The sequence below is a fragment of the Nocardia heshunensis genome, from assembly GCF_054782115.1.
Window position 1 is genome coordinate 1,001,847 of sequence record NZ_BAAGTC010000004.1, and the last position, 20,950, is coordinate 1,022,796.

The 20,950-nt window shown below is 66.5% G+C and carries 21 protein-coding genes; 20 read left to right on the forward strand and 1 reads right to left on the reverse strand.

All coding sequences use genetic code 11. From position 1 onward, the window contains the following. Window positions 1-52 precede the first annotated feature (52 nt). On the reverse strand, window positions 53-976 hold the full coding sequence (locus tag ACYVN4_RS17205; RefSeq protein ID WP_460722155.1) for a hypothetical protein: 924 nt from the start codon (window positions 974-976) through the stop codon (window positions 53-55). 305 nt (window positions 977-1,281) lie between these two features. On the opposite strand from ACYVN4_RS17205, the gene ftsH reads away from it, so the two are divergent. The 20 genes from ftsH (at window position 1,282) to ACYVN4_RS17305 (ending at window position 20,861) form a co-directional block, all read left to right on the forward strand. Next, entirely contained in the window at window positions 1,282-3,651 is a 2,370-nt protein-coding gene (gene ftsH / locus ACYVN4_RS17210) for an ATP-dependent zinc metalloprotease FtsH (RefSeq protein ID WP_460722157.1), read from the forward strand. A gap of 154 nt (window positions 3,652-3,805) precedes the next feature. Continuing rightward, window positions 3,806-4,429: a GTP cyclohydrolase I FolE gene (gene folE / locus ACYVN4_RS17215; RefSeq protein ID WP_452395035.1), complete on the forward strand. Its 624-nt coding sequence runs from the start codon at window positions 3,806-3,808 to the stop codon at window positions 4,427-4,429. 11 nt (window positions 4,430-4,440) lie between these two features. Further along, the gene (gene folP / locus ACYVN4_RS17220; RefSeq protein WP_460722728.1) at window positions 4,441-5,361 is read left to right on the forward strand and encodes a dihydropteroate synthase; all 921 of its coding nucleotides are present in this window, start codon (window positions 4,441-4,443) and stop codon (window positions 5,359-5,361) included. Between the two features lie 22 nt (window positions 5,362-5,383). Further along, window positions 5,384-5,758: a dihydroneopterin aldolase gene (gene folB / locus ACYVN4_RS17225; protein ID WP_460722730.1), complete on the forward strand. Its 375-nt coding sequence runs from the start codon at window positions 5,384-5,386 to the stop codon at window positions 5,756-5,758. A gap of 4 nt (window positions 5,759-5,762) precedes the next feature. After that, entirely contained in the window at window positions 5,763-6,296 is a 534-nt protein-coding gene (gene folK / locus ACYVN4_RS17230) for a 2-amino-4-hydroxy-6-hydroxymethyldihydropteridine diphosphokinase (RefSeq protein ID WP_460722159.1), read from the forward strand. Window positions 6,297-6,327: 31 nt separating this feature from the next. After that, entirely contained in the window at window positions 6,328-6,801 is a 474-nt protein-coding gene (locus ACYVN4_RS17235) for a DUF3180 domain-containing protein (RefSeq protein WP_460722161.1), read from the forward strand. A 69-nt stretch (window positions 6,802-6,870) separates the two neighbouring features. Further along, complete coding sequence (locus ACYVN4_RS17240; RefSeq protein ID WP_460722163.1) at window positions 6,871-7,884, forward strand: DUF6779 domain-containing protein; 1,014 nt, start codon at window positions 6,871-6,873, stop codon at window positions 7,882-7,884. 119 nt (window positions 7,885-8,003) lie between these two features. After that, window positions 8,004-8,930 carry a Rossmann-like and DUF2520 domain-containing protein gene (locus ACYVN4_RS17245; RefSeq protein ID WP_460722165.1) on the forward strand — a complete coding sequence of 309 codons (927 nt, stop codon included), beginning with the start codon at window positions 8,004-8,006 and terminating at the stop codon, window positions 8,928-8,930. Then, window positions 8,930-9,856 (forward strand): pantoate--beta-alanine ligase, encoded by a 927-nt coding sequence (gene panC, locus ACYVN4_RS17250; protein WP_460722167.1) that lies wholly within the window; start codon window positions 8,930-8,932, stop codon window positions 9,854-9,856. Before ACYVN4_RS17245 ends, panC begins: the two co-directional genes overlap by 1 nt. A 12-nt stretch (window positions 9,857-9,868) precedes the next feature. Next, entirely contained in the window at window positions 9,869-10,288 is a 420-nt protein-coding gene (gene panD / locus ACYVN4_RS17255; protein ID WP_460722169.1) for an aspartate 1-decarboxylase, read from the forward strand. A 10-nt stretch (window positions 10,289-10,298) separates the two neighbouring features. Continuing rightward, window positions 10,299-11,132, forward strand: a complete 834-nt coding sequence (locus ACYVN4_RS17260) for a type III pantothenate kinase (RefSeq protein WP_460722171.1) — start codon at window positions 10,299-10,301, stop codon at window positions 11,130-11,132. Window positions 11,133-11,307: 175 nt separating this feature from the next. Then, window positions 11,308-11,916, forward strand: a complete 609-nt coding sequence (locus ACYVN4_RS17265) for a cysteine dioxygenase (protein ID WP_460722173.1) — start codon at window positions 11,308-11,310, stop codon at window positions 11,914-11,916. Next, entirely contained in the window at window positions 11,913-12,344 is a 432-nt protein-coding gene (locus tag ACYVN4_RS17270; RefSeq protein WP_460722175.1) for a rhodanese-like domain-containing protein, read from the forward strand. Before ACYVN4_RS17265 ends, ACYVN4_RS17270 begins: the two co-directional genes overlap by 4 nt. A 292-nt stretch (window positions 12,345-12,636) precedes the next feature. Next, window positions 12,637-14,103: a lysine--tRNA ligase gene (gene lysS / locus ACYVN4_RS17275; protein ID WP_460722732.1), complete on the forward strand. Its 1,467-nt coding sequence runs from the start codon at window positions 12,637-12,639 to the stop codon at window positions 14,101-14,103. A 116-nt stretch (window positions 14,104-14,219) separates the two neighbouring features. Then, window positions 14,220-14,582 carry a histone-like nucleoid-structuring protein Lsr2 gene (locus tag ACYVN4_RS17280; RefSeq protein WP_379354638.1) on the forward strand — a complete coding sequence of 121 codons (363 nt, stop codon included), beginning with the start codon at window positions 14,220-14,222 and terminating at the stop codon, window positions 14,580-14,582. Window positions 14,583-14,843: 261 nt separating this feature from the next. Next, complete coding sequence (locus ACYVN4_RS17285) at window positions 14,844-15,467, forward strand: FHA domain-containing protein (RefSeq protein WP_379354636.1); 624 nt, start codon at window positions 14,844-14,846, stop codon at window positions 15,465-15,467. Between the two features lie 143 nt (window positions 15,468-15,610). Beyond that, entirely contained in the window at window positions 15,611-16,249 is a 639-nt protein-coding gene (locus ACYVN4_RS17290) for an anthrone oxygenase family protein (protein WP_460722178.1), read from the forward strand. Window positions 16,250-16,438: 189 nt separating this feature from the next. Beyond that, complete coding sequence (locus ACYVN4_RS17295; RefSeq protein ID WP_460722180.1) at window positions 16,439-17,389, forward strand: esterase/lipase family protein; 951 nt, start codon at window positions 16,439-16,441, stop codon at window positions 17,387-17,389. Between the two features lie 272 nt (window positions 17,390-17,661). Continuing rightward, complete coding sequence (locus ACYVN4_RS17300) at window positions 17,662-20,223, forward strand: ATP-dependent Clp protease ATP-binding subunit (protein ID WP_460722182.1); 2,562 nt, start codon at window positions 17,662-17,664, stop codon at window positions 20,221-20,223. A 122-nt stretch (window positions 20,224-20,345) separates the two neighbouring features. Continuing rightward, window positions 20,346-20,861: a hypothetical protein gene (locus ACYVN4_RS17305; protein ID WP_460722184.1), complete on the forward strand. Its 516-nt coding sequence runs from the start codon at window positions 20,346-20,348 to the stop codon at window positions 20,859-20,861. The last annotated feature ends 89 nt before the right edge of the window (window positions 20,862-20,950 follow it).

Here is a 20,950-nt window from a genome sequence, read left to right on the forward strand (position 1 = left end):
CCCCCAACCACTTTCACCTGTCAGCGAAACTAGTCCGGCTCTGTCGATGAACCTAGTCAGGTAGGGAGCGCAGAATTCCGCGCCCGTAACGCTGGAACTGCGAGTCGTCGACCATGCCGAGCGAATGCCGCTCGACCAGTAATTCCCATTCCGAGTACAGCTTCGACACGCCCGGATCGGCGGGCCCGGCGGCGCCGTCGGCCACCTCGCGCTGGATGGCGAAATTCAAAGCGCCCGTGACCCGGTCGGTGTCGGCCCGATCGGTGCCGGAGAAGTGCCAGGTCAGATTGCCGTCGCTGACCTCGACCCCGTATTCGCCGGGCACGGCGGCCTCGGCCTCATCGGTGGTCCGCGCCCACAGCAGGGTCGCGATCGGCAGTTCGTGGGCGAAACGCTTGCCCGAGCCGAGCGAGACGAAGATCAGCCGCGTGGTGGTGACCGCGAGCAGACCGGTGGCGCGAGGTGCGGGCGACCGCGTGCTGACCAGCGCGGTCTCCAGGACATACTCTTCCGGCGTCACGTACCGCTGCAGTGCTGCCACAGCCGGTTTCGCGTCCCGCTTGGGCGCCATCCGCCGGACCGCGCGATCCACGTCGGCGCGGGCGGGCCCGGTGCGACCCCAGGAGGGTGCGGGCGGCGTCAGGTCGGGGGCGGCCACATCCAAACGCTGGGTGGCCAGGATCTGATTGTTGATCCGCTCGACGATGACGGTGGCGGCGGGCACATCGTGTTCGGCGATGAGCACCGGCAGCGGGGTCCGGTCGGCGGGAACTCCGGTCAGCACCGGGGTGGGATAGCGCAGATAGATTTCGATGACGACGGCGTCATCGGCGCGCCGGTTCAAACGCACCTTGAGAAGGTCGCTCACCGGCACGTCGAGCACGCGCTCGCCGTCGGTTCCGGGTCGCAGCACCGTCAACCGCCCGTTGCCGTGACGCACAATCGCCGTGGGTGTCCGTAGCTCGACTATGTCCATACCCCCTGCGCTCTGTTGTGTCGTCGCTCACGATAGGACGACCATGCCATGATTGTGACCACTCGGTCCGACACCAGGGGGTGATCGACCCGATGTGTTGCCGCAGATAGTCGGGGAACCACCTGCGTTCTCCAGCCGTTTACTTGCTGAACTGCACTACCTGCCGAACTGCGCGATGTATCGACTAGACCGTACGCGGTAACGTGGCATGTCCGCATCCGTTCGCGGGAACGGGCGCGCCACGCAAGCATCGCAGGCAAACCGGATACACCCCCCGGAAAGGACTGGCCGCCGGCCGACGCTCTATGAACCGCAAGACTGTGTTCCGCAACCTGGCCATAGTCGCGGGCTTTCTGCTCGTGATCTGGTTGGTCAGCTATTTCAGCAACGACACGCGCGGCTGGCATAGCGTCGATACCTCGGTGGCGCTCTCCCAGCTCCAGGACAAGTCCAATGTCGATTCAGTCCAGATCGACGACAAAGAACAGCAACTGCGCATCACGTTGAAGAACGGCAATGATGCGACCAAGGGCGAGACCAAGCTGATCGCCAAATACCCGGGCGGCGGCGAGGTTTCCGCGCAGGTCTTCAAGGCCGCGACGGATTCCGGCGCCAAGGTCAACACCTCGGTCAAGCAGGACTCCTGGCTGAGCCAGATTCTGCTGTTCATGCTGCCCATGGTGGTCCTGCTGGGCCTGTTCATCTTCGTGATGGCGCGCATGCAGGGCGGCGGCCGCGGCGGCATGATGGGCTTCGGCAAGTCGAAGGCCAAGCTGCTGTCGAAGGACATGCCCAAGACCACGTTCCAGGATGTGGCCGGCGCCGACGAGGCCATCGAAGAGCTCTACGAGATCAAGGACTTCCTGCAGAACCCGGCGCGCTACCAGGCGCTGGGCGCGAAGATCCCGAAGGGTGTGCTGCTCTACGGCCCGCCCGGTACCGGTAAGACGTTGCTGGCCAAGGCCGTTGCCGGTGAGGCCGGGGTGCCGTTCTTCACCATCTCCGGTTCCGACTTCGTCGAGATGTTCGTCGGTGTCGGTGCCTCGCGTGTGCGTGACCTGTTCGATCAGGCCAAGCAGAACAGCCCCTGCATCATCTTCGTCGATGAGATCGACGCGGTCGGCCGCCAGCGCGGCGCGGGCCTCGGCGGTGGTCACGACGAGCGTGAGCAGACGCTGAACCAGCTGCTGGTCGAGATGGACGGCTTCGGTGAGCGCACCGGCGTCATCATCATGGCCGCCACCAACCGTCCCGACATCCTGGATCCGGCGCTGCTGCGCCCGGGCCGTTTCGACCGGCAGATCCCGGTCGGCAACCCGGACCTCAACGGCCGTCGCGCGATCCTTTCGGTGCACTCGAAGGGCAAGCCGATCTCGCCCGAGGCCGACCTCGAGGGTCTGGCCAAGCGCACCGTCGGCATGTCCGGCGCGGATCTGGCGAACGTCATCAACGAGGCCGCGCTGCTCACCGCGCGTGAGCACGGCAACGTGATCACCGGTGCGGCACTGGAGGAATCGGTCGACCGCGTCATCGGCGGTCCGCGGCGCAAGTCGCGGGTGATCAGCGAGCACGAGAAGAAGATCACCGCCTACCACGAGGCCGGGCACACCCTGGCCGCCTGGGCGATGCCCGATATCGAGCCCGTCTACAAGGTCACCATCCTGGCCCGCGGCCGCACCGGCGGTCACGCCATGACGGTGCCCGAGGACGACAAGGGCCTGATGACCCGCTCGGAGATGATCGCCCGCCTGGTCATGGCCATGGGTGGTCGTGCGGCCGAGGAGCTGGTGTTCCACGAGCCGACCACGGGTGCCTCGTCCGATATCGACCAGGCCACCAAGATCGCCCGCGCGATGGTCACCGAGTACGGCATGAGTGCCCGCCTGGGCGCGGTCCGCTACGGCCAGGAGCAGGGCGACCCGTTCCTGGGCCGGTCCATGGGCCAGGCCGCGGACTACTCGCACGAGGTGGCACGCGAGATCGACGAGGAGGTGCGCAACCTCATCGAGGCCGCGCACACCGAGGCGTGGGCCGTGCTCAACGAGTACCGCGACGAGCTGGATTCGCTGGCCACCGCGCTGCTCGAGCGCGAGACCCTGCACCGCAAGGATCTCGAGACCGTGCTCACCACCGTCGAAAAGCGGCCGCGCATCACGGCTTTCAACGATTTCGGTGATCGCGTCCCGTCCGACCGCCCGCCGGTGAAGACGCCGCGTGAGCTGGCCGCCGAGCGCGGCGAGCCGTGGGTGGAAGAAGAGTCGAAGCCCGCGTACCCGGTGGCGCAGCCCGCCAACGGCGGCTATCCGGAACCGGCCTACGGCGGTGCCCCGCAGTACGGCGGCTATCCGGCTCCCGCCCCGTCGGGCTACCCGCTGCCGCAGGCTCCGGGCTACTCCCGCCCGGGTGCGCCGACGCACGGTTCGCGTCCGGATTACGGCGCTCCGGCCGGTTGGTCGGCGCCGGGCTGGCCGCCGCAGGAAGACGATGCGCAGTCGCCGCAGCCGCGCGGCGCGTACGGCGGCTGGGCGCCCGCGGGCAACCAGCGCTACCAGCCGGGCGCTGGCCAGTACCCGCAGCCGGGCTACGGACAGCCGGAGTATCCGGCCACGCCGCCGGCCGTCGGGAATGACGAGGACGACAAGAACGGTTGGGACGGACCGAACGGTCGTCGCTGACCGCGGTCCCGATACGATCGATGGGTTCGCGGCCCGGCTCGGGCCGGGCCCGGCAGCAGGGTGAACGCCCTGCGGCCGGGCCCGCTCCGAGTGGTCGGCGACCGCGTCCAGGCCGCGAAGAGCATGTGCGGCAAGTCAACACAGGAGGTGTCGATTGTCGGCCACCAACAACACCGTCGTGTCCGGCCCGATCGCGCTCCAGACCGGTCGGCCTTTCGATCAGGAGCGTGCGGAGAACGCCGTGCGCGAACTGCTGATCGCGGTCGGCGAGGATCCGGATCGTCCCGGGCTCGCCGACACCCCCGGCCGGGTGGCGCGCGCGTATCGGGAGATGTTCGCCGGACTGTTCACCGATCCGGCCGAGGTGCTCAACACCACCTTCGACGAGGGGCATCAGGAACTGGTGCTGGTCCGCGACATTCCGATGTACTCGACCTGTGAACACCACCTGGTGGCGTTCCACGGGGTCGCGCACGTCGGCTATATCCCGGGCGCGCACGGCCGGGTGACCGGGCTGTCCAAGCTGGCCCGCCTGGTGGACCTCTATGCCAAGCGCCCGCAGGTCCAGGAACGACTGACCTCGCAGATCGCCGACGCCGTGATGGCGAAGCTGGATCCGCGCGGCGCGATCGTGGTGATCGAGGCCGAGCACCTGTGCATGGCCATGCGCGGCATCCGCAAGCCGGGCGCCTCCACCACCACCTCGGCGGTGCGCGGCACCCTGCAGTCCAACTCCACCACCCGGGCCGAGGCCCTGGACCTGATTCTCCGAAAGTGAGCGCACCGACCATGGCCGAGAGCGGTACGCGGGGGGCCGAATTGGTTGTTCCTCGTGGTGGCCGCTCCTGCGTGGTGATGGGCGTCGTGAACGTCACCAGCGACTCGTTCTCCGATGGTGGTCGCTACCTGGATCCGGGCCTGGCCATCGCGCACGGCCTGGAGCTCTACGAGATGGGCGCGGACATCATCGATGTCGGCGGCGAGTCGACCCGGCCCGGTGCGGCACGCATCGACCCGGAAACCGAAGCGGCGCGGGTGGTTCCGGTGATTCGGGCGCTGGCCGCGGCCGGGGTGCCGACCAGTGTGGACACCATGCGGGCGAGTGTGGCCGAGGCCGCCATCGCGGCGGGCGTGGCCATGGTCAACGATGTCTCCGGCGGTCGCGCCGACGCGAACATGGTGAAAGTCGTTGCCGAGACCCGGATTCCGTGGATCCTCATGCACTGGCGGGCGGAAGCCAACTACGAGCACACCGGCCCGGCCGAGGAGTACGACGATGTCGTGACCAAGGTCTGGGAGGAGCTGAACGCGCAGGTCGAGTTCGCCCTGGCGGGCGGCGTCGACCTCGGTCAGCTGGTGCTGGATCCCGGCCTGGGGTTCGCCAAGAACGCCGACCACAACTGGGAATTGCTGGGCGGCATGTTCTATCGCATGACCGAGATGATGGACGCGGGTCTGCCCGTCCTGATCGGGGCCTCCCGCAAGCGTTTTCTCGGCGGCCTGCTGGCCGACGAGTCGGGTCCGCGCCCGCCGGACGGCCGCGAGGTGGCGACCGCCACCATTTCGGCGCTGGCCGCCGAGCACGGGGCCTGGGGTGTACGGGTGCACGATGTGCGGTCCTCGCTGGACGCCGTCGCGGTTGTGGACGCCACCACGAATGCCGCGCGCAGACTGCGCGAACGGTACCGGCGCGCGGCGGGAGAGAGCTGAGTTGAGCAGGGACCACACGGTGTTGGGCACGGACCGGATCGAATTGCGTGGCCTGCGGGTCTTCGGCCATCACGGCGTCTTCGACTTCGAGAAGCGCGACGGCCAGGAGTTCGTGGTGGATCTGACGCTGTGGACCGACTTCTCGGCCGCGGCGAAGTCCGACGATATCGCCGACACCGTCCACTACGGCGAGCTGGCCGATCAGGTGGTGGCGATCGTGGCGGGCGAGCCGCGCGATCTGATCGAGACGGTGGTCTCGAACATCGCCGACGAGGTCATGGCCGATCCCCGCATCCAGGCCGTGGAGGTGGTGCTGCACAAGCCTTTCGCGCCGATTCCGCATACCTTCGAAGACGTCCGTGTAGTCACGTCCCGCCGACGCGAGCCGAAGGAGTAGAGCGGTGACCCGCGTAGTCCTGTCCATCGGTTCCAACCTGGGTGATCGGCTGGCGCACCTGCGCAGTGTGGTCGAGGCGCTGGGACCACGCCTGGTGGCGGTCTCCTCGGTGTACTCGACCCCGCCCTGGGGTGGGGTGCCGCAGCAGGACTACCTGAATGCCGTTCTGGTGGCCGAGGATCCGGCCCTGGAACCCTCGGACTGGCTACGGCTGGGCCAGGAGCTGGAACAGGCCGCCGGTCGGGTGCGCGAGGTACGCTGGGGCGCGCGCACGTTGGACGTGGACGTGGTGTGGGCCGAGCAGCGCCGCCGCGATGTCCGGGTGGAGGTGCGCAGCCTGGATCCGGTGCTGACGCTGCCGCATCCGCAGGCGCACAATCGCGCGTTCGTGCTGCTGCCGTGGCTGGAGGTGGAGCCGGACGCGGAGCTTGCGGTGACCGGCGCGGCGCGGTCGCTGCGAGAGTGGTTGGCGGTCTTGGATTCCGCCGAGGTGGCGGGTGTGCGCCGCACCGAACTGTCGCTGGGCTGGACGCCATGACGCCGAAAACACCGACACCGGAGCCGATGCGGTGAAGCCGACCCGCATCCTCGACCTGAGTGCGAATGTACTGCTGGCGGCGGTGGTGGCGTGGATCGCCACCAATGTCGCGTATTCGTCGTTCCCGCCGATCTCGGTGTTCTCTGGGGCCTCGCTGATTCCCGTGGCGCTCCTGGAGGTCGTGCTGGCGTTCGTGATTCGGCAGCGGAAGGACAATCACGGGATCGGCCCCGGCGGTTCCGGTCAGTTGCATCCGATCACGGTGGCCCGGGCGGTGGCGCTGGCCAAGGCGTCGGTGCAGGTGGGGTCGCTGGTGGGCGGCATCTGGCTGGGGTTCCTGGTGTGGCTGCTCATGCAGCGCTCGGATCTGCGTGCGGCATCGTCGGATACGCCGGGTGCGGTGGTGGGTTTGATCGGCGGGGTGGCGCTGGTGGCGGCCGCTTTGTGGCTGGAGTATTGCTGCCGCGCGCCCATCGATCCACCCGATGAAGCAGCTACTTCCTAGCTAACGGATTGGCCATGATGATCGTCAAGGTGGGGGTCCTGGTCGGAAGATCAAGCTACGCTGGCGGACATGGTTTCACCCTCCCGTAGCAGTGCTTCCCGTCGGCGACGGGTGGATGCGGGAAAGTTCTTCACCGGCTTTCTGCTTCTTCTCGGACTGGTTGCCAGCATTTTCCTGATCTTCAGTGACAACGTCCACCTGATCCGGGTGGGCCTGCTAGCCGCCCTCTGGGCTGCCGCCATCGGTGCCCTCGCTGCCACGCGTTTTCGCAGGGAGGCGGCCATCGACAAGGCGAAAGTGGGTGACCTCCAGAAGGTCTACCAACTGCAGCTGGAGCGCGAGGTTGCTGCCCGCCGCGAATACGAGCTGGGCGTGGAGCACCGGGTCCGCCACGAGGTGGGCGCGGACGCCGCGGAAATGGCCGCGCTGCGTGCCGAACTCACCGTCCTGCGGGAGAGTCTGCAGCGGCTGTTCGACGGCGACCTGCCCTTCGACCGGCCCGCCCTGCGTGCGGATGCCGTTCGCGTCCAAGAACTTCCGAGTCGTGACGCCGACCCGGCCACGGAGGCGGCGAACGATAACTGGCCGGACGCCGATCCCTGGGACCCCTGGTCGTCGCCCGACCAGTCCGAGGACGCCGAGGAACCCCGCACCCGCGCCCCCATCTCGCAGACCGACCTAGCCCCCAAATTCGACCCGGCCCATCCGGAACCCCCGGCCTTCGCCACCCCCTTCGACGACCCGGTCACCGCCGAAACCTCGATCATCACCGACGCCATGCGCGCCGACTACGAGGCCGAACGTGCCGCCGACCCGGATCCGGCCCCGGCCACGCCGGCTCCGGCCACAGCACCGGCACCCGCACCCGCGCCCGCGGCTGCTGCCGCGGTAGTCAACGGCACCACGAACGGCAACGGCCAGGCCACCATCCCGCGCCTGACCCCCGAACAGGAGCATTCGACCCCCGTCGGCCGCGCCACCGCCCGCCGTCGCCGCCGCGGCGACACCCCGGACCCGGAAGGCACCCAGCGCCTCTCGGTCGCCGAAATCATGGCAAACCTGAAGTCCGAGAACGCCAACTGACGCTGAGCCGGAGTTGCCTATCCCACATCTGGTGGCTCCGGCGAATCGGCGGCGATATCCTCGCCGAGTAACGTCCGGTACCCGCAAGGCGGGACTGGAACGAACTTCGAGAGGACAAAGTGACCTCGGACAAGGATGTCTGGAGTGATCCTGCGCCCGCACGCCTGACGGTGGGAATCGTCTCGGCGGGACGCGTCGGATCCGCACTGGGCGCGGCGCTGGAGCGTGCCGGTCATGTCGTATTCGGGGTATCCGCGATTTCGGATGCCTCGCTGCGTCGTGCCGCCACCCGGCTCCCGGATTCCCAGGTCCTGCCCGCCGAGGATGTGGCATCCCGCAGCGAACTGCTGATCCTGGCCGTGCCGGACAGCGAATTGCCCGGCCTGGTGGCCGGTTTGGCGGCGGCGAACGCGGTCCGTCCGGGCACCATCGTGGTGCACACCTCGGGCGCGAACGGTGTCGGAATTCTCGCGCCGCTGACCGCGCTGGGTGCCTTGCCGCTCGCGATTCATCCGGCCATGACGTTCACGGGACATGACGAGGATGTGGCCCGCCTGGCCAATGCCTGCTTCGGCGTCACCGCCGCCGACGACATCGGTTACGCCATCGCGCAGTCGCTGGTGATCGAAATGGGCGGCGAGCCGGTGCGGGTGTCCGAGGAGCACCGCACCCTCTATCACGCGGCTCTCGCGCACGGCAGCAACCATCTGGTGACTTTGATCGTGGACGCGGTGGAAGCGTTGCGTGCCGCCCTGTCCGGTCCGGGTCTGCTGGGTCAGCAGACCATCGACGATCAGCCCAACGGCTTGGCCGAGCGCGTGCTGGCCCCGCTCGCGTCGGCGGCGCTCGACAATGCTCTGCGGCGTGGCCCGGCCGCGCTGACCGGTCCGGTGGCCCGCGGTGACGTGGCCGCGGTGGCCGCACATCTGGACGCGCTCGAGGCGCTGAATCCCCGCCTGGCAGCGGGCTATCGCGCGCAGTCGCTGCGTTCGGCGCAGCGCGCCCGGACCAATCCCGACCTGATCGATCTCCTGGAAGGACGCTGATGGATCCGAAGCTGATCGGTTCGTACAAGCGCGGCGAGCTGACCGTGCACCACGATCCGGCCGTCATGACGAAGGTCGTGAAGGCCCTGCGCTCGGTGGGCCGCCGGGTCGCGCTGGTGCCGACCATGGGCGCGCTGCACGAGGGCCACCTGGAGTTGGTGCGGCTGGCCAAGCTGACCAACACCACGGTGATCGTGTCGATCTTCGTGAATCCGCTGCAGTTCGGCGCGAACGAGGATCTCGACAAGTACCCACGCACCCTGGACGCGGATGTGGAACTGCTGCGCGGCGAGGGCGTCGAGCTGGTGTTCGCGCCGAGCGCCAAGGACATGTACCCGTTCGGCCCGCGCACCACGGTGCAGGCCGGTCCGTTCGGCGACATTCTCGAGGGCGCTACCCGTCCGGGCCATTTCTCCGGCGTGCTGACCGTGGTGTCGAAGCTGTTCAACATCTGTCAGCCGCACGAGGCGTTCTTCGGCGAAAAGGATTACCAGCAGCTGGCTTTGATCCGGCAGATGGTGGTCGACCTGAACATGGACGTGAAGATCGTGCCTGCCGCGACGGTTCGTGACGAGGACGGCCTGGCCAAGTCCTCGCGCAACCGCTTCCTGAGCACCGAGGAGCGTGAGCTGGCGCTGACGCTGTCGGCCGCGCTGCTGGCGGGCCGCCATGCCGCCGGTGGCGGTCCCGAGGCGGTGCTGGAAACCGCTCAGTCCGTGCTGGATCTGGCCCCGGATATCCAGGTCGACTATCTGGCACTGCGTGGTTCGGACTTCTCCGAGGAGTGGCCCAGCGGCAATGCCCGCCTGCTGGTCGCGGCCCGCGTCGGCACCACCCGCCTGATCGACAATATGCCCGTTTCCATCGGCAAGCCGCTCGACGGCCTGCCCACCGTTCCCGACCAGCCTGCCCAGGCATCTCTCTAGGAGGCGACGACGATGTTGCGCACCATGATGACGTCGAAGATCCACCGGGCCACGGTGACTCACGCCGATCTGCACTATGTGGGTTCGGTGACGGTGGATCAGGATCTGCTCGATGCCGCCGACCTGCTCGAGGGTGAGAAGGTCTCGATCGTCGACATCACCAACGGGGCCCGCCTCGAGACCTACGTGATCGCCGGCGAACGCGGTTCGGGTGTGATCGGAATCAACGGTGCCGCAGCGCATCTCGTGCATCCCGGCGATCTGGTCATCCTCATCGCCTACGGCATGATGGACGCGGCCGAGCTGGAGAACTACGCCCCGCACGTGGTTTTCGTCGATGAGCGCAATCGCCCGATCGAACTGGGCACCGACCCGGCCCACGCCCCCGAGGGATCGGACCTGATCTCGCCGCGCACGCTCTCGATGGCCTGAGCCGCCGCGCATGTTGCTGACCATCGATGTCCGCAATACCAGCATCGAGCTGGGCCTGTTCTCCGGCAGCGGGGAGCACGCGAAGCTGGTGCGACAGTGGCGGATGCACACCAATCCGCTGCTGACCGCGGACGAATTCGCGCTGCAGGTGCGCGGTCTGATCGGCGCGGATGCCGATCAGGTGGTGGGGGTCGCGGCCCTGTCCACGGTGCCGCCGGTGCTGCGCGAGCTACGCGAGATGCTCTCGCGTTATTGGGGACACGTGCCGCACGTGCTGGTGGAACCCGGTGTGCGCACGGGTATTCCACTGCTGGTGGACAATCCCAAGGAAGTCGGTGCGGATCGTATCGTGAATTGTCTTGCGGCATATCACCGTTTCCAGTCGCCGGCCATCGTGGTGGATTTCGGAACGGCCATCTGTGTGGATCTGGTTTCGGGCAAGGGCGAATTCCTGGGCGGCAGTATCGCGCCCGGTATGGAGATTTCCACCGAGGCATTGATCGCGCGCAGTGCGCTGCGGCGCGCGGAGTTGACCCGGCCGCGTTCGGTGGTGGGCAAGAACAGCATGGAGTGCCTGCAGTCGGGTGCGATCTTCGGTTTCGCGGGCCTGGTGGACGGGCTGATCGACCGTATTCGCGATATCGAGGCCTTCTCCGGTGACGATGTGGCGGTGGTGGCGACGGGCGCGACCGCGCCGCTGATCGTGCCGGAGTCCGAGACCATCGAGCACTACGAGCCGCATCTGACCCTGGATGGTCTGCGGCTGGTGTACGAGCGCAATCAGCAGCGCCGGGCCGCGCGCCCCGGTGCCGAGGCGCGAACCGGTACAGACCGGCCGGAATAAAAGTGACGCAGTCGTCGCCGGGAGCCCCTGTTGATTCCCGGCGATCCGCTGTTAGACTCGCCGACGTGTCTTTCCGCGTGACCACCCAGGAGTGTTGTCGAGGCTAATCCGCCTCGACGGTCGTCGAGGCTTCGTATAGCCCCCGACCAAATTCACACTTCTTGGAGTTTCGCTCATGCGGTCCTCTGCATTCTCCCTACCTGTCGATACCCGTGGTGCTTCGCGGCTGCTGCCCGAGGTCACCGAGCGGGCCACCGCCTCCGCCCTGCCCACCCGGCTGCGCCCGGCTGACCTGCTGCGTCTCACCGACGAGGGCGCGCAGGACGTGCTCGAGGGTCGCTACGATCACCTGCTGCCCGAGAACGGCCTCTGGCCCACCGAAAACCGCTGGGCGGCAAGGCTTATCGCCGATGACGAGGTGGACCTCTGGCTGATCAGCTGGGCCGAGGGTAAATACACCGAACTGCACGATCACGCCGGTTCGCTGGGCGCGCTGACCGTATTGTCGGGCGCTCTTTCCGAATACCGCTGGAATGGCCGGGATTTGCGCCGCCGCACCCTGACCGCGGGCGATCAGGCGTCTTTTCCGCTCGGCTGGGTGCACGACGTGGTGCGCGCCCCCGCCGAGGAGGCCGGTATCACCGGCCCGCTGAATCCGACCCTGAGCGTGCACGCCTATTCACCGCCGCTGACGGCCATGTCCTATTACGAGGTCACCGGCCACGGCACCTTGCGGCGCACCCGTTCCGTCCTCACCGACCAGCCCGAAGGCGAACTCGAATGACCCACTTGACGATCGACGGCATGCTCGCCCACGCCCGCCAGCAGCTGCGCCGCCTGCTCCCGATCGAAATTCCGGCCGCCATCGCGCGCGGCGCGATTCTGGTGGATATTCGCCCGCAGGCCCAACGCCTGCGCGAAGGCACCCTGCCGGGCGCGCTCGTCATCGAGCGAAATGTCCTGGAATGGCGTCTGGATCCCTCCAGCACTGCACGTTTGGCGCTGGCCGAGCACCACGACCTGGAATGGATCATCGTCTGCTCGGAGGGCTACACCTCCAGCCTGGCCGCCGCCTCCCTGCAACAGCTGGGTCTGCGCCGCGCGACCGATCTCGAAGGCGGATATCAGGCATTGAAAGCGGCCGGTCTGCTGACCGTCGCGGCGAGCGCCCCCCACTTCGAGCGCGAAGTGGCAACCCTCGCCTGGCTCTAGCTATAAGCGCAAATGTGAGGGCCATGGGTTTTCGACCGTAAGGCAACGACTGATTTCGGGCCGACCGGGGTAACTCGTCGGGTACGTCCAAAATCGGTTGCGCACCTGACCGCCGGCACGGGTGCAAAGCAGTCAACGGCTGCTGGTCGGCCGCTGAAGTTGCGGGGAGGCGGGGGAGCTAGTCTTGGGACTCGTGAGCACCTCCACTCCCTCTTCTCCCGCAAGCAACCCCGTTCCTGCTGCGCAAAAGCGTGCCGCGACCCCCGTCGTGGAGCAGGACGTCCCCGAGCAGATGCGGATTCGCCAGGAGAAGCGTGAGCGGTTGCTGGCGGAGGGCCGCGAGGCTTATCCGGTGGTGGTGAACCGCACCCACACGCTCGCCGAAATTCGCGCGGCGTATCCGGAGCTCGAGGCCGACACCCAGACCGGTCAGCTGGTCGGGATTGCCGCCCGTGTCATTTTCGTCCGTAATACCGGCAAGCTGTGTTTCGCCACTCTCCAGGAGGGTGACGGCACCAAGCTGCAGGCGATGATCAGCCTCAACGGTGTCGGCGCGGAGTCCCTGGCGGCCTGGAAGGCCGATGTCGACCTCGGTGATTTCGTGTACGTGCACGGCGAGGTGATCGCTTCGCGCTCCGGCGAATTGAGCGTCATGGCCGATGCGTGGGAGATGGCGGCCAAGTCGCTGCGCCCGCTGCCGGTGGCGCACAAGGAGATGAACGAGGAGTCCCGGGTCCGGCAGCGCTATGTCGACCTGATCGTGCGCCCGGAGGCCCGCGAGATGGCCCGCACCCGCGTCGCGGCCGTGCGCGCGCTGCGAAACGCGTTGGAGCGCAGGGGATTCCTCGAGGTGGAAACCCCGATGCTGCAGACCATTCACGGTGGCGCGGCGGCCCGCCCGTTCGCCACCCACTCCAATGCGCTCGATATGGAGTTGTTCCTGCGTATCGCGCCGGAGCTGTTCCTGAAGCGTTGCGTGGTGGGCGGCATCGAGAAGGTCTTCGAGATCAACCGGAACTTCCGCAACGAGGGCGCCGACTCGACCCATTCGCCCGAGTTCGCAATGTTGGAAACCTACGAGGCGTACGGCACCTACGACGATTCCGCGACCATGATGCGGGAATTGATCCAGGAAGTCGCGCAGGAGGTGTACGGCACGCAGGTGGTGACCCTTGCCGACGGCACCGAATACGATCTGTCCGGCGAGTGGACGACCGTCGAGATGTACCCCTCGCTGTCGGAGTCGATCGGTGTGGACGTCACGCCGGAAACGACGGTCGAGGAATTGCTGGCACTCGCCGATCGGGTCGGTCTGGAAATTCCGCAGGGTAAGGGCTATGGCCATGGCAAACTGGTCGAGGAACTGTGGGAGCACGTCTACGGTGACAAGCTCTACGCCCCGACTTTCGTGCGCGACTTCCCGGTCGAGACTTCACCGCTGACGCGTCAGCATCGGAGCAAGCCCGGGGTTACCGAGAAGTGGGACCTGTACGTGCGCGGCTTCGAACTGGCCACCGGCTATTCGGAACTCGTGGATCCGGTCATCCAGCGTGAACGTTTCGTGGATCAAGCGCGTTTGGCCGCGGCCGGTGACGACGAAGCCATGCGTCTGGACGAGGACTTCCTTGCCGCGATGGAGCACGGTATGCCCCCCACAACCGGAACCGGTATGGGTATCGATCGTTTGCTGATGGCCCTGACTGGCCACGGAATCCGGGAAACGATACTCTTTCCAATTGTGCGTCCAGCCGCCCGATAGTTCTCCGGATTGCATTTCCGGGGCAGTTTCTGGGACTATCGGAATTAGCGGTATTCTGGCGTCGGGTAATCGGCCTGACTATACGGGTCGCACGATTTTGAGAGGACGTTCATCTCATGGCAAAGAAGGTCACCGTTAGCCTGATCGACGATGTCGACGGTGAGTCCATCGCGGAGGAGACCATCGAGTTCGCTATCGATGGCGTCTCCTACGAGATCGACTTGTCGACGGAGAATGCGGCCAAGCTGCGGGAGGGTCTGGACGGTTGGGTTTCTGCCGCTCGGCGCGTCAGCGGCCGCCGTCGCACCAAGGTGGCCGGTGCTCCGGCCGCGGGCCCGAAGAACCGGGTGTCGATCGATCGCGAACAAAGCGCGGCCATTCGTGAATGGGCTCGCCGGAATGGACACAAGGTGTCCGCTCGTGGCCGTATCTCGGCCGACATCACCGAGGCTTACAACAAGGCCGCCTCTAAGAACTAGTTGTCCGACTAGTCGCCGATTCGACTGCCGTCCGGGTGTTCGTGCGTACCCGGGCGGCAGTGGTTTATTCATACGCTTTGCGCATAACCGGTGGCTCGGGCTCGAGCAGTTTCGCGGGCTCCGCTCCGGTGGTATCAATCCTGCTCTACGATCGTGGGCTGGTGGACTCCGCACGATCTTGCTAGTGCACGGGGTGGCCAGGCACCATTGAAACGTGCGGACGACGTCACTGGCTGGATGTAGAGAAGAGGTATCGGCGCAGTGACCGCATTCCACGGTTCTTTCCTCCGAGTCAAGGATCAAGAGGGGCGCCAGCACGAGCTGATGTTGTCCCCTGACCAGCCTCGTATCACCATCGGACGCTCGCCCCAGGCGGATCTGTCGCTGTTCTGGGATGTCGAGGTCTCGCGCCTGCACGCCACCGCCGAGTACCTGGGCGCGCACTGGACCATCGTCGACGACGGCCTTTCTCGCAACGGCACTTTCATCAACGGGGATCGACTGGTCGGCCGGCATCGGCTGCAGCCCGGCGATGTCATCCGGATGGGTACCTCGCGGGTCACCTTCCACGACTTCAGCGGTGCCGCAGGCGATGTCACGCAGACCTCCACGGGTGGTCTCCCGACTCTGCGCTCGCTCACCGAAACTCAGCGGTCGGTCCTGATCGCGCTGTGCCGCCCGTTGCGCGGCAATGACGGATTCGCCTCGCCCGCCTCGAATCAGCAGATCGCGGCGGAGCTGTTCCTGAGCGTCGACGCCATCAAGACCCACCTGCGCGCGCTGTTCGCGAAGTTCGGGGTGGAGGATCTGCCGCAGAACCAGAAGCGGGTTCGGCTCGCCAACCTGGCCATGCAGTCGGGCGTCATCTCGGAGCGCGATCTCTGATCCTGGTACGGCCAGTGCCTGTTGGACCCTTGCGCATGCGTGGGAGCTTCTGAGCCATGGGTTTCCGTGCCCGGCGGCAGTTGACTGGATGTAGTTGATCGCCCGGGAAGCACGCGGGTGGCAGATCCAGTCAGGAGAGAACGATGTTCGCATTTCGCACCGCCTCACTCGTGGCGGCGACGCTGAGCACCGGGCTGATCGCCGGTGTCTTCTACGCCTACGCGACCTCGGTGATGGGGGCTCTGGGCAAGTCCGGCGACAAGACCTTCATCGACGTCATGCAGAAGATCAACGTGGTCATCATCAACCCGTGGTTCATGCTCGGGTTCATGGGCACGGTCGGTTTCACCGTGCTGGCGGCCGCGCTGCACCTGGGCAAGGACAACCGCACCACGCTGATCTGGATCGGTGTCGCCCTGCTGCTCAATATCATCGCCTTCTTCGTCACCTCGGGCCTGAACGTGCCGCTCAACAACCAGCTCGCCAATGCCGGTGACGTGAGCCAGATCGGTGACCTGGCGGCGGTGCGCCAGCAGTTCGAAAGCTCCTGGGTGGCTTGGAATGTGGTCCGCGCGGTCATCCACACGCTGGCCTTCCTGGTGCTGATGGGTGCACTGTTCGTGGCGGGCATGCAGCACGCCAAGGCGAGCACGGTGGCGCAGGCGGCCCCGGCGGCGTCGGCCTGGCCCTTCCCGGTGCAGCCCGGTTTCGCTCCGGCGCCGTCCTATGCCCCCGCCCAGCAGTTGGCCCCGCAGCCCGGATTCGGTCCCGGTCAGCAGTAATTCGCTCCGATTCCGGCGGTGGCCGGGACCCGTTGTGCGGCTTCGCAAGCCGCCTGCGGGTCCCGGCCATCACTGTTTTCCTGTACTGGAACCGGTTTCAGAACTTACTCGCCAGTATTCCATCCCTCGTGCTTGTTTCCTGGCTAGGTTGCAGGAACGCGTTCTAATTTGGGAGGGAACATGAGAAGGATGCCCAGGCGCCGAACGCCGGGATCGCTGCTGATCATTGCGGTCCTGGCGATACTCGGGATCTTCGCGAGCGGTACGGCCACAGCGGAATACCCGGTCACATACAACTTCTTCGCGGGCATCCCCTACGAGCTCACCAATCCCGGCGGCTCCCTGCCCGGGGCCAATGACTGGTCCTGCAAACCCACTGTCGCGCATCCGGATCCGGTGGTGCTGATCCACGGCACCGCGGGCGGCGCGCAGACCAACTGGGGCGCCTACGCCCCCATGCTCGCCAACGCGGGCTACTGCGTCTACGCGCTGACCTACGGCAGCCTCGACGTGCCGTGGCCGCTCTCGGCCATGGGCGGCATGAAGCCCATCCCCGAAAGCGCCGGGCAGCTGGCCGCTTTCGTGAACCGGGTGCTGGCCGCGACCGGCGCGGCCAAGGTGGACTTCGTGGCCCACTCGCAGGGCAATACCGTCGGTGACTACTACATCAAGAAGCTCGGCGGGCACGGCAAGGTCGACAAGTTCGTCGCCATCGCGCCGCCCTGGCTGGGCATCATGGGCGATCAGATGAACGTGATCCGCACCTTCGGCAAGCAGTTGGGCGCGACCGCCGATCAGGTCGACAACCTGGCCGCGGTGGGCGTGATCTGCGCGGCCTGCCCCGAGATGCTGGGCAACTCCTCGTTCATCAACGACCTCAACGCCGACGGCGTCTACGACCCGACCGTCACCTACACCAACCTGGCCTCCAACTTCGACGAGGGCGTCTGGCCGTCCATCGCGCTGGTGTCCGCGCCCAATGCCACCAATGTCCTGATGCAGGACGGTTGCCCCGTCGACTACTCCGACCATCTCGCCATCGCGGGCAGTCACCGCGCGGCCATGGTCGCCCTCAATGCCTTGGACCCCGCGCATCAGAATCCGGTGCCGTGTGAGTTCGTTCCACCCTTCACCGGGTAGCGGTTCCGCCGTTTTTCGCGACTGACCGGCGTGTTCGCTGTGGGCGTAGCCGAATCGGAAACGGTCTGCGCAACTGCCCCGTTATGAGTGAATGAGTCGTACTGAGGCCGGTTCGCAATAGGGTGGACGGACGACGTGCGTGACCCCCGGCAACTAGAGTGGAGTCGGGGGATGCAACCCCAGGGCTTCATGGCAGGCTGGCGACCAGACGGGCAGCACAGGGTCTGAAGCGCCGGATGCCTTTGATGGCGGAGCAGGAGAGTGAGGGAGCGATGTTCGAGAGGTTCACCGACCGCGCGCGGCGGGTCGTTGTCCTGGCCCAAGAAGAGGCCCGGATGCTCAACCACAACTACATCGGCACCGAGCACATCCTGCTGGGCCTGATCCACGAGGGCGAGGGTGTCGCGGCGAAGTCGCTGGAATCCCTGGGCATCTCGTTGGAGGGTGTGCGGTCGCAGGTCGAGGAGATCATCGGGCAGGGCCAGCAGGCTCCGTCCGGTCACATTCCCTTCACCCCGCGTGCCAAGAAGGTGCTGGAGCTGTCGCTGCGAGAGGCACTGCAGCTCGGCCACAACTACATCGGCACCGAGCACATTCTGCTCGGCCTGATCCGTGAGGGTGAGGGCGTCGCGGCGCAGGTGCTGGTCAAGCTGGGCGCGGATCTCAACCGCGTGCGGCAGCAGGTCATCCAGCTGCTCTCGGGTTACCAGGGCAAGGAACCGGTCGAGGGTTCGGGCGCGCGTGGCGAGGGTGCGGGCACTCCGTCCACCTCGCTGGTGCTCGACCAGTTCGGCCGCAACCTGACCCAGGCCGCCCTCGAGGGCAAGCTCGACCCGGTCATCGGCCGCTCGAAGGAAATCGAGCGCGTCATGCAGGTGCTGAGCCGCCGTACCAAGAACAACCCGGTCCTGATCGGTGAGCCCGGCGTCGGTAAGACCGCCGTCGTGGAGGGTCTCGCCCAGGCCATCGTCAACGGCGAGGTGCCGGAGACGCTGAAGGACAAGCAGCTCTACACCCTCGACCTGGGTTCCCTGGTCGCGGGCAGCCGCTACCGCGGTGACTTCGAGGAGCGCCTGAAGAAGGTGCTCAAGGAGATCAACACCCGCGGCGACATCATCCTGTTCATCGACGAGCTGCACACCCTGGTGGGTGCCGGCGCGGCCGAGGGCGCGATCGATGCGGCCTCGATCCTGAAGCCGAAGCTGGCTCGCGGTGAGCTGCAGACCATCGGTGCGACCACCCTCGACGAGTACCGCAAGTACATCGAGAAGGATGCCGCGCTGGAGCGTCGTTTCCAGCCGGTGCAGGTCGGCGAGCCGACCGTCGAGCACACCATCAACATCCTCAAGGGTCTGCGCGACCGCTACGAGGCGCACCACCGGGTTTCGATCACCGATGGCGCTCTCGTTGCGGCGGCTACCCTCGCGGACCGCTACATCAACGACCGCTTCCTGCCGGACAAGGCGATCGACCTCATCGACGAGGCGGGCGCGCGCATGCGCATTCGCCGGATGACCGCACCGCCGGACCTGCGCGAATTCGACGACAAGATCGCCGAGGCGCGCCGGGAGAAGGAATCCGCGATCGACGCGCAGGACTTCGAGAAGGCCGCGCGGCTGCGCGACAAGGAGAAGCAGCTCGTCGCCAAGCGGGCCGAGCGCGAAAAGCAGTGGCGCTCCGGTGATCTGGACGTCGTGGCCGAGGTCGACGACGAGCAGATCGCGGAGGTGCTGGCCAACTGGACCGGTATCCCCGTCTTCAAGCTCACCGAGGAGGAGACCACCCGTCTGCTCCGCATGGAGGACGAGCTGCACAAGCGGATCATCGGCCAGGAGGATGCGGTCAAGGCCGTGTCCAAGGCGATCCGCCGTACTCGCGCCGGTCTGAAGGACCCCAAGCGTCCGTCGGGCTCGTTCATCTTCGCCGGTCCGTCCGGTGTCGGTAAGACCGAGCTGTCGAAGGCGCTGGCCAACTTCCTGTTCGGCGAGGACGACGCGCTCATCCAGATCGACATGGGCGAGTTCCACGACCGCTTCACCGCTTCGCGTCTGTTCGGTGCCCCTCCGGGCTACGTCGGCTACGAAGAGGGCGGCCAGCTCACCGAAAAGGTTCGGCGCAAGCCGTTCTCGGTGGTGCTGTTCGACGAGATCGAGAAGGCGCACCAGGAGATCTACAACACCCTGTTGCAGGTCCTCGAAGACGGCCGCCTGACCGATGGTCAGGGTCGTACGGTCGACTTCAAGAACACCGTCCTGATCTTCACCTCGAACCTCGGTACCTCGGACATCTCGAAGGCCGTGGGCCTGGGCTTCGCCCAGTCCAACGCCGAGGGCTCGAACTACGAGCGGATGAAGCTCAAGGTCAACGACGAGCTGAAGAAGCACTTCCGCCCGGAGTTCCTCAACCGCATCGACGACGTGATCGTGTTCCACCAGCTGACCCAGGATCAGATCATCCAGATGGTCGACCTGATGATCGGCCGCGTCGCCAAGCAGCTGAAGAACAAGGACATGGAGATCGAGCTGGGCGCACAGGCCAAGAGCCTGCTGGCCAAGCGCGGTTTCGACCCGGTCCTGGGCGCCCGCCCGCTGCGTCGCACCATTCAGCGCGAGATCGAGGACCAGCTGTCGGAGAAGATCCTCTTCGGCGAGCTGGGAGCCGGTCAGGTCGTCGTGGTCGACGTCGAGGGCTGGGACGGCGAAGGCCAGGGCGACAAGGCGAAGTTCACCTTCACCTCCAAGGCCAAGCTGACCAAGAAGTCGGACGAGGCCGTCGAGGACAAGCCGGTCGCCGCCCTCGCGGGTGACGCCCCGGCTGCCGCCTCGGGCGAGTAAAGGCTCAGCAAGACAACGGAAGCCCCGCTTCTCCTTCGGGAGAGGCGGGGCTTCCGCCATGTCCGGAGGTGACCGAATCGGCGACCGATTCGGCGCGGCTCCGTGCTTGTTACCCTGCCCGAATGTTTGCGGTTCGATCCTGCCTTCCGGTATTGACCGGGCTCGCTCTCATGGCAGCGGCGGCGTGCTCGGCCGCCGATGACTCGCCGTCGGGGCATTCCAGTCCGCCGGACAGCACCGCTGGGACGACGACCGCGGCGGCGCCATCGGTTCCGGCCACGTCCGGGGCCTTGCCGCCTGCCGCGGATGCGCAGGGCTGGCGGGATTCGTTCGCGCGCTGCGGTGCGGGTGAACGGCTGGTGCTGCTGGTCGGGTCCCGGCTCGACACGATGCAGCGGTTGGCGGTGTGCGAGGAGCCGGGAAGTCCTCGAGTGTTGCGCGCCGATGTGCCACAGCTACGGGCGCAGCCGTTCGAGGCCACGTTCTTCACGTTCACCGCCAACAGTCAGCAGTTCGTGGCAGCGGACGGCATGAAGCTGGATCTGTCGCGTCAGATGGTGACCGTCGCCGATGATCGGCAGATGAAACGCGGTGTGGTGCAAAGTTTCACCGTAGGGGAGTACTGGAGCAGCTTCTGATCGCTGCCAGCCGGGCGGACCAGGCCATTCGAAAGGGGTTGGGGCTGTAAGGAAAACACCCGGTGGGCTATAAGCGGCCGCGCGTACGG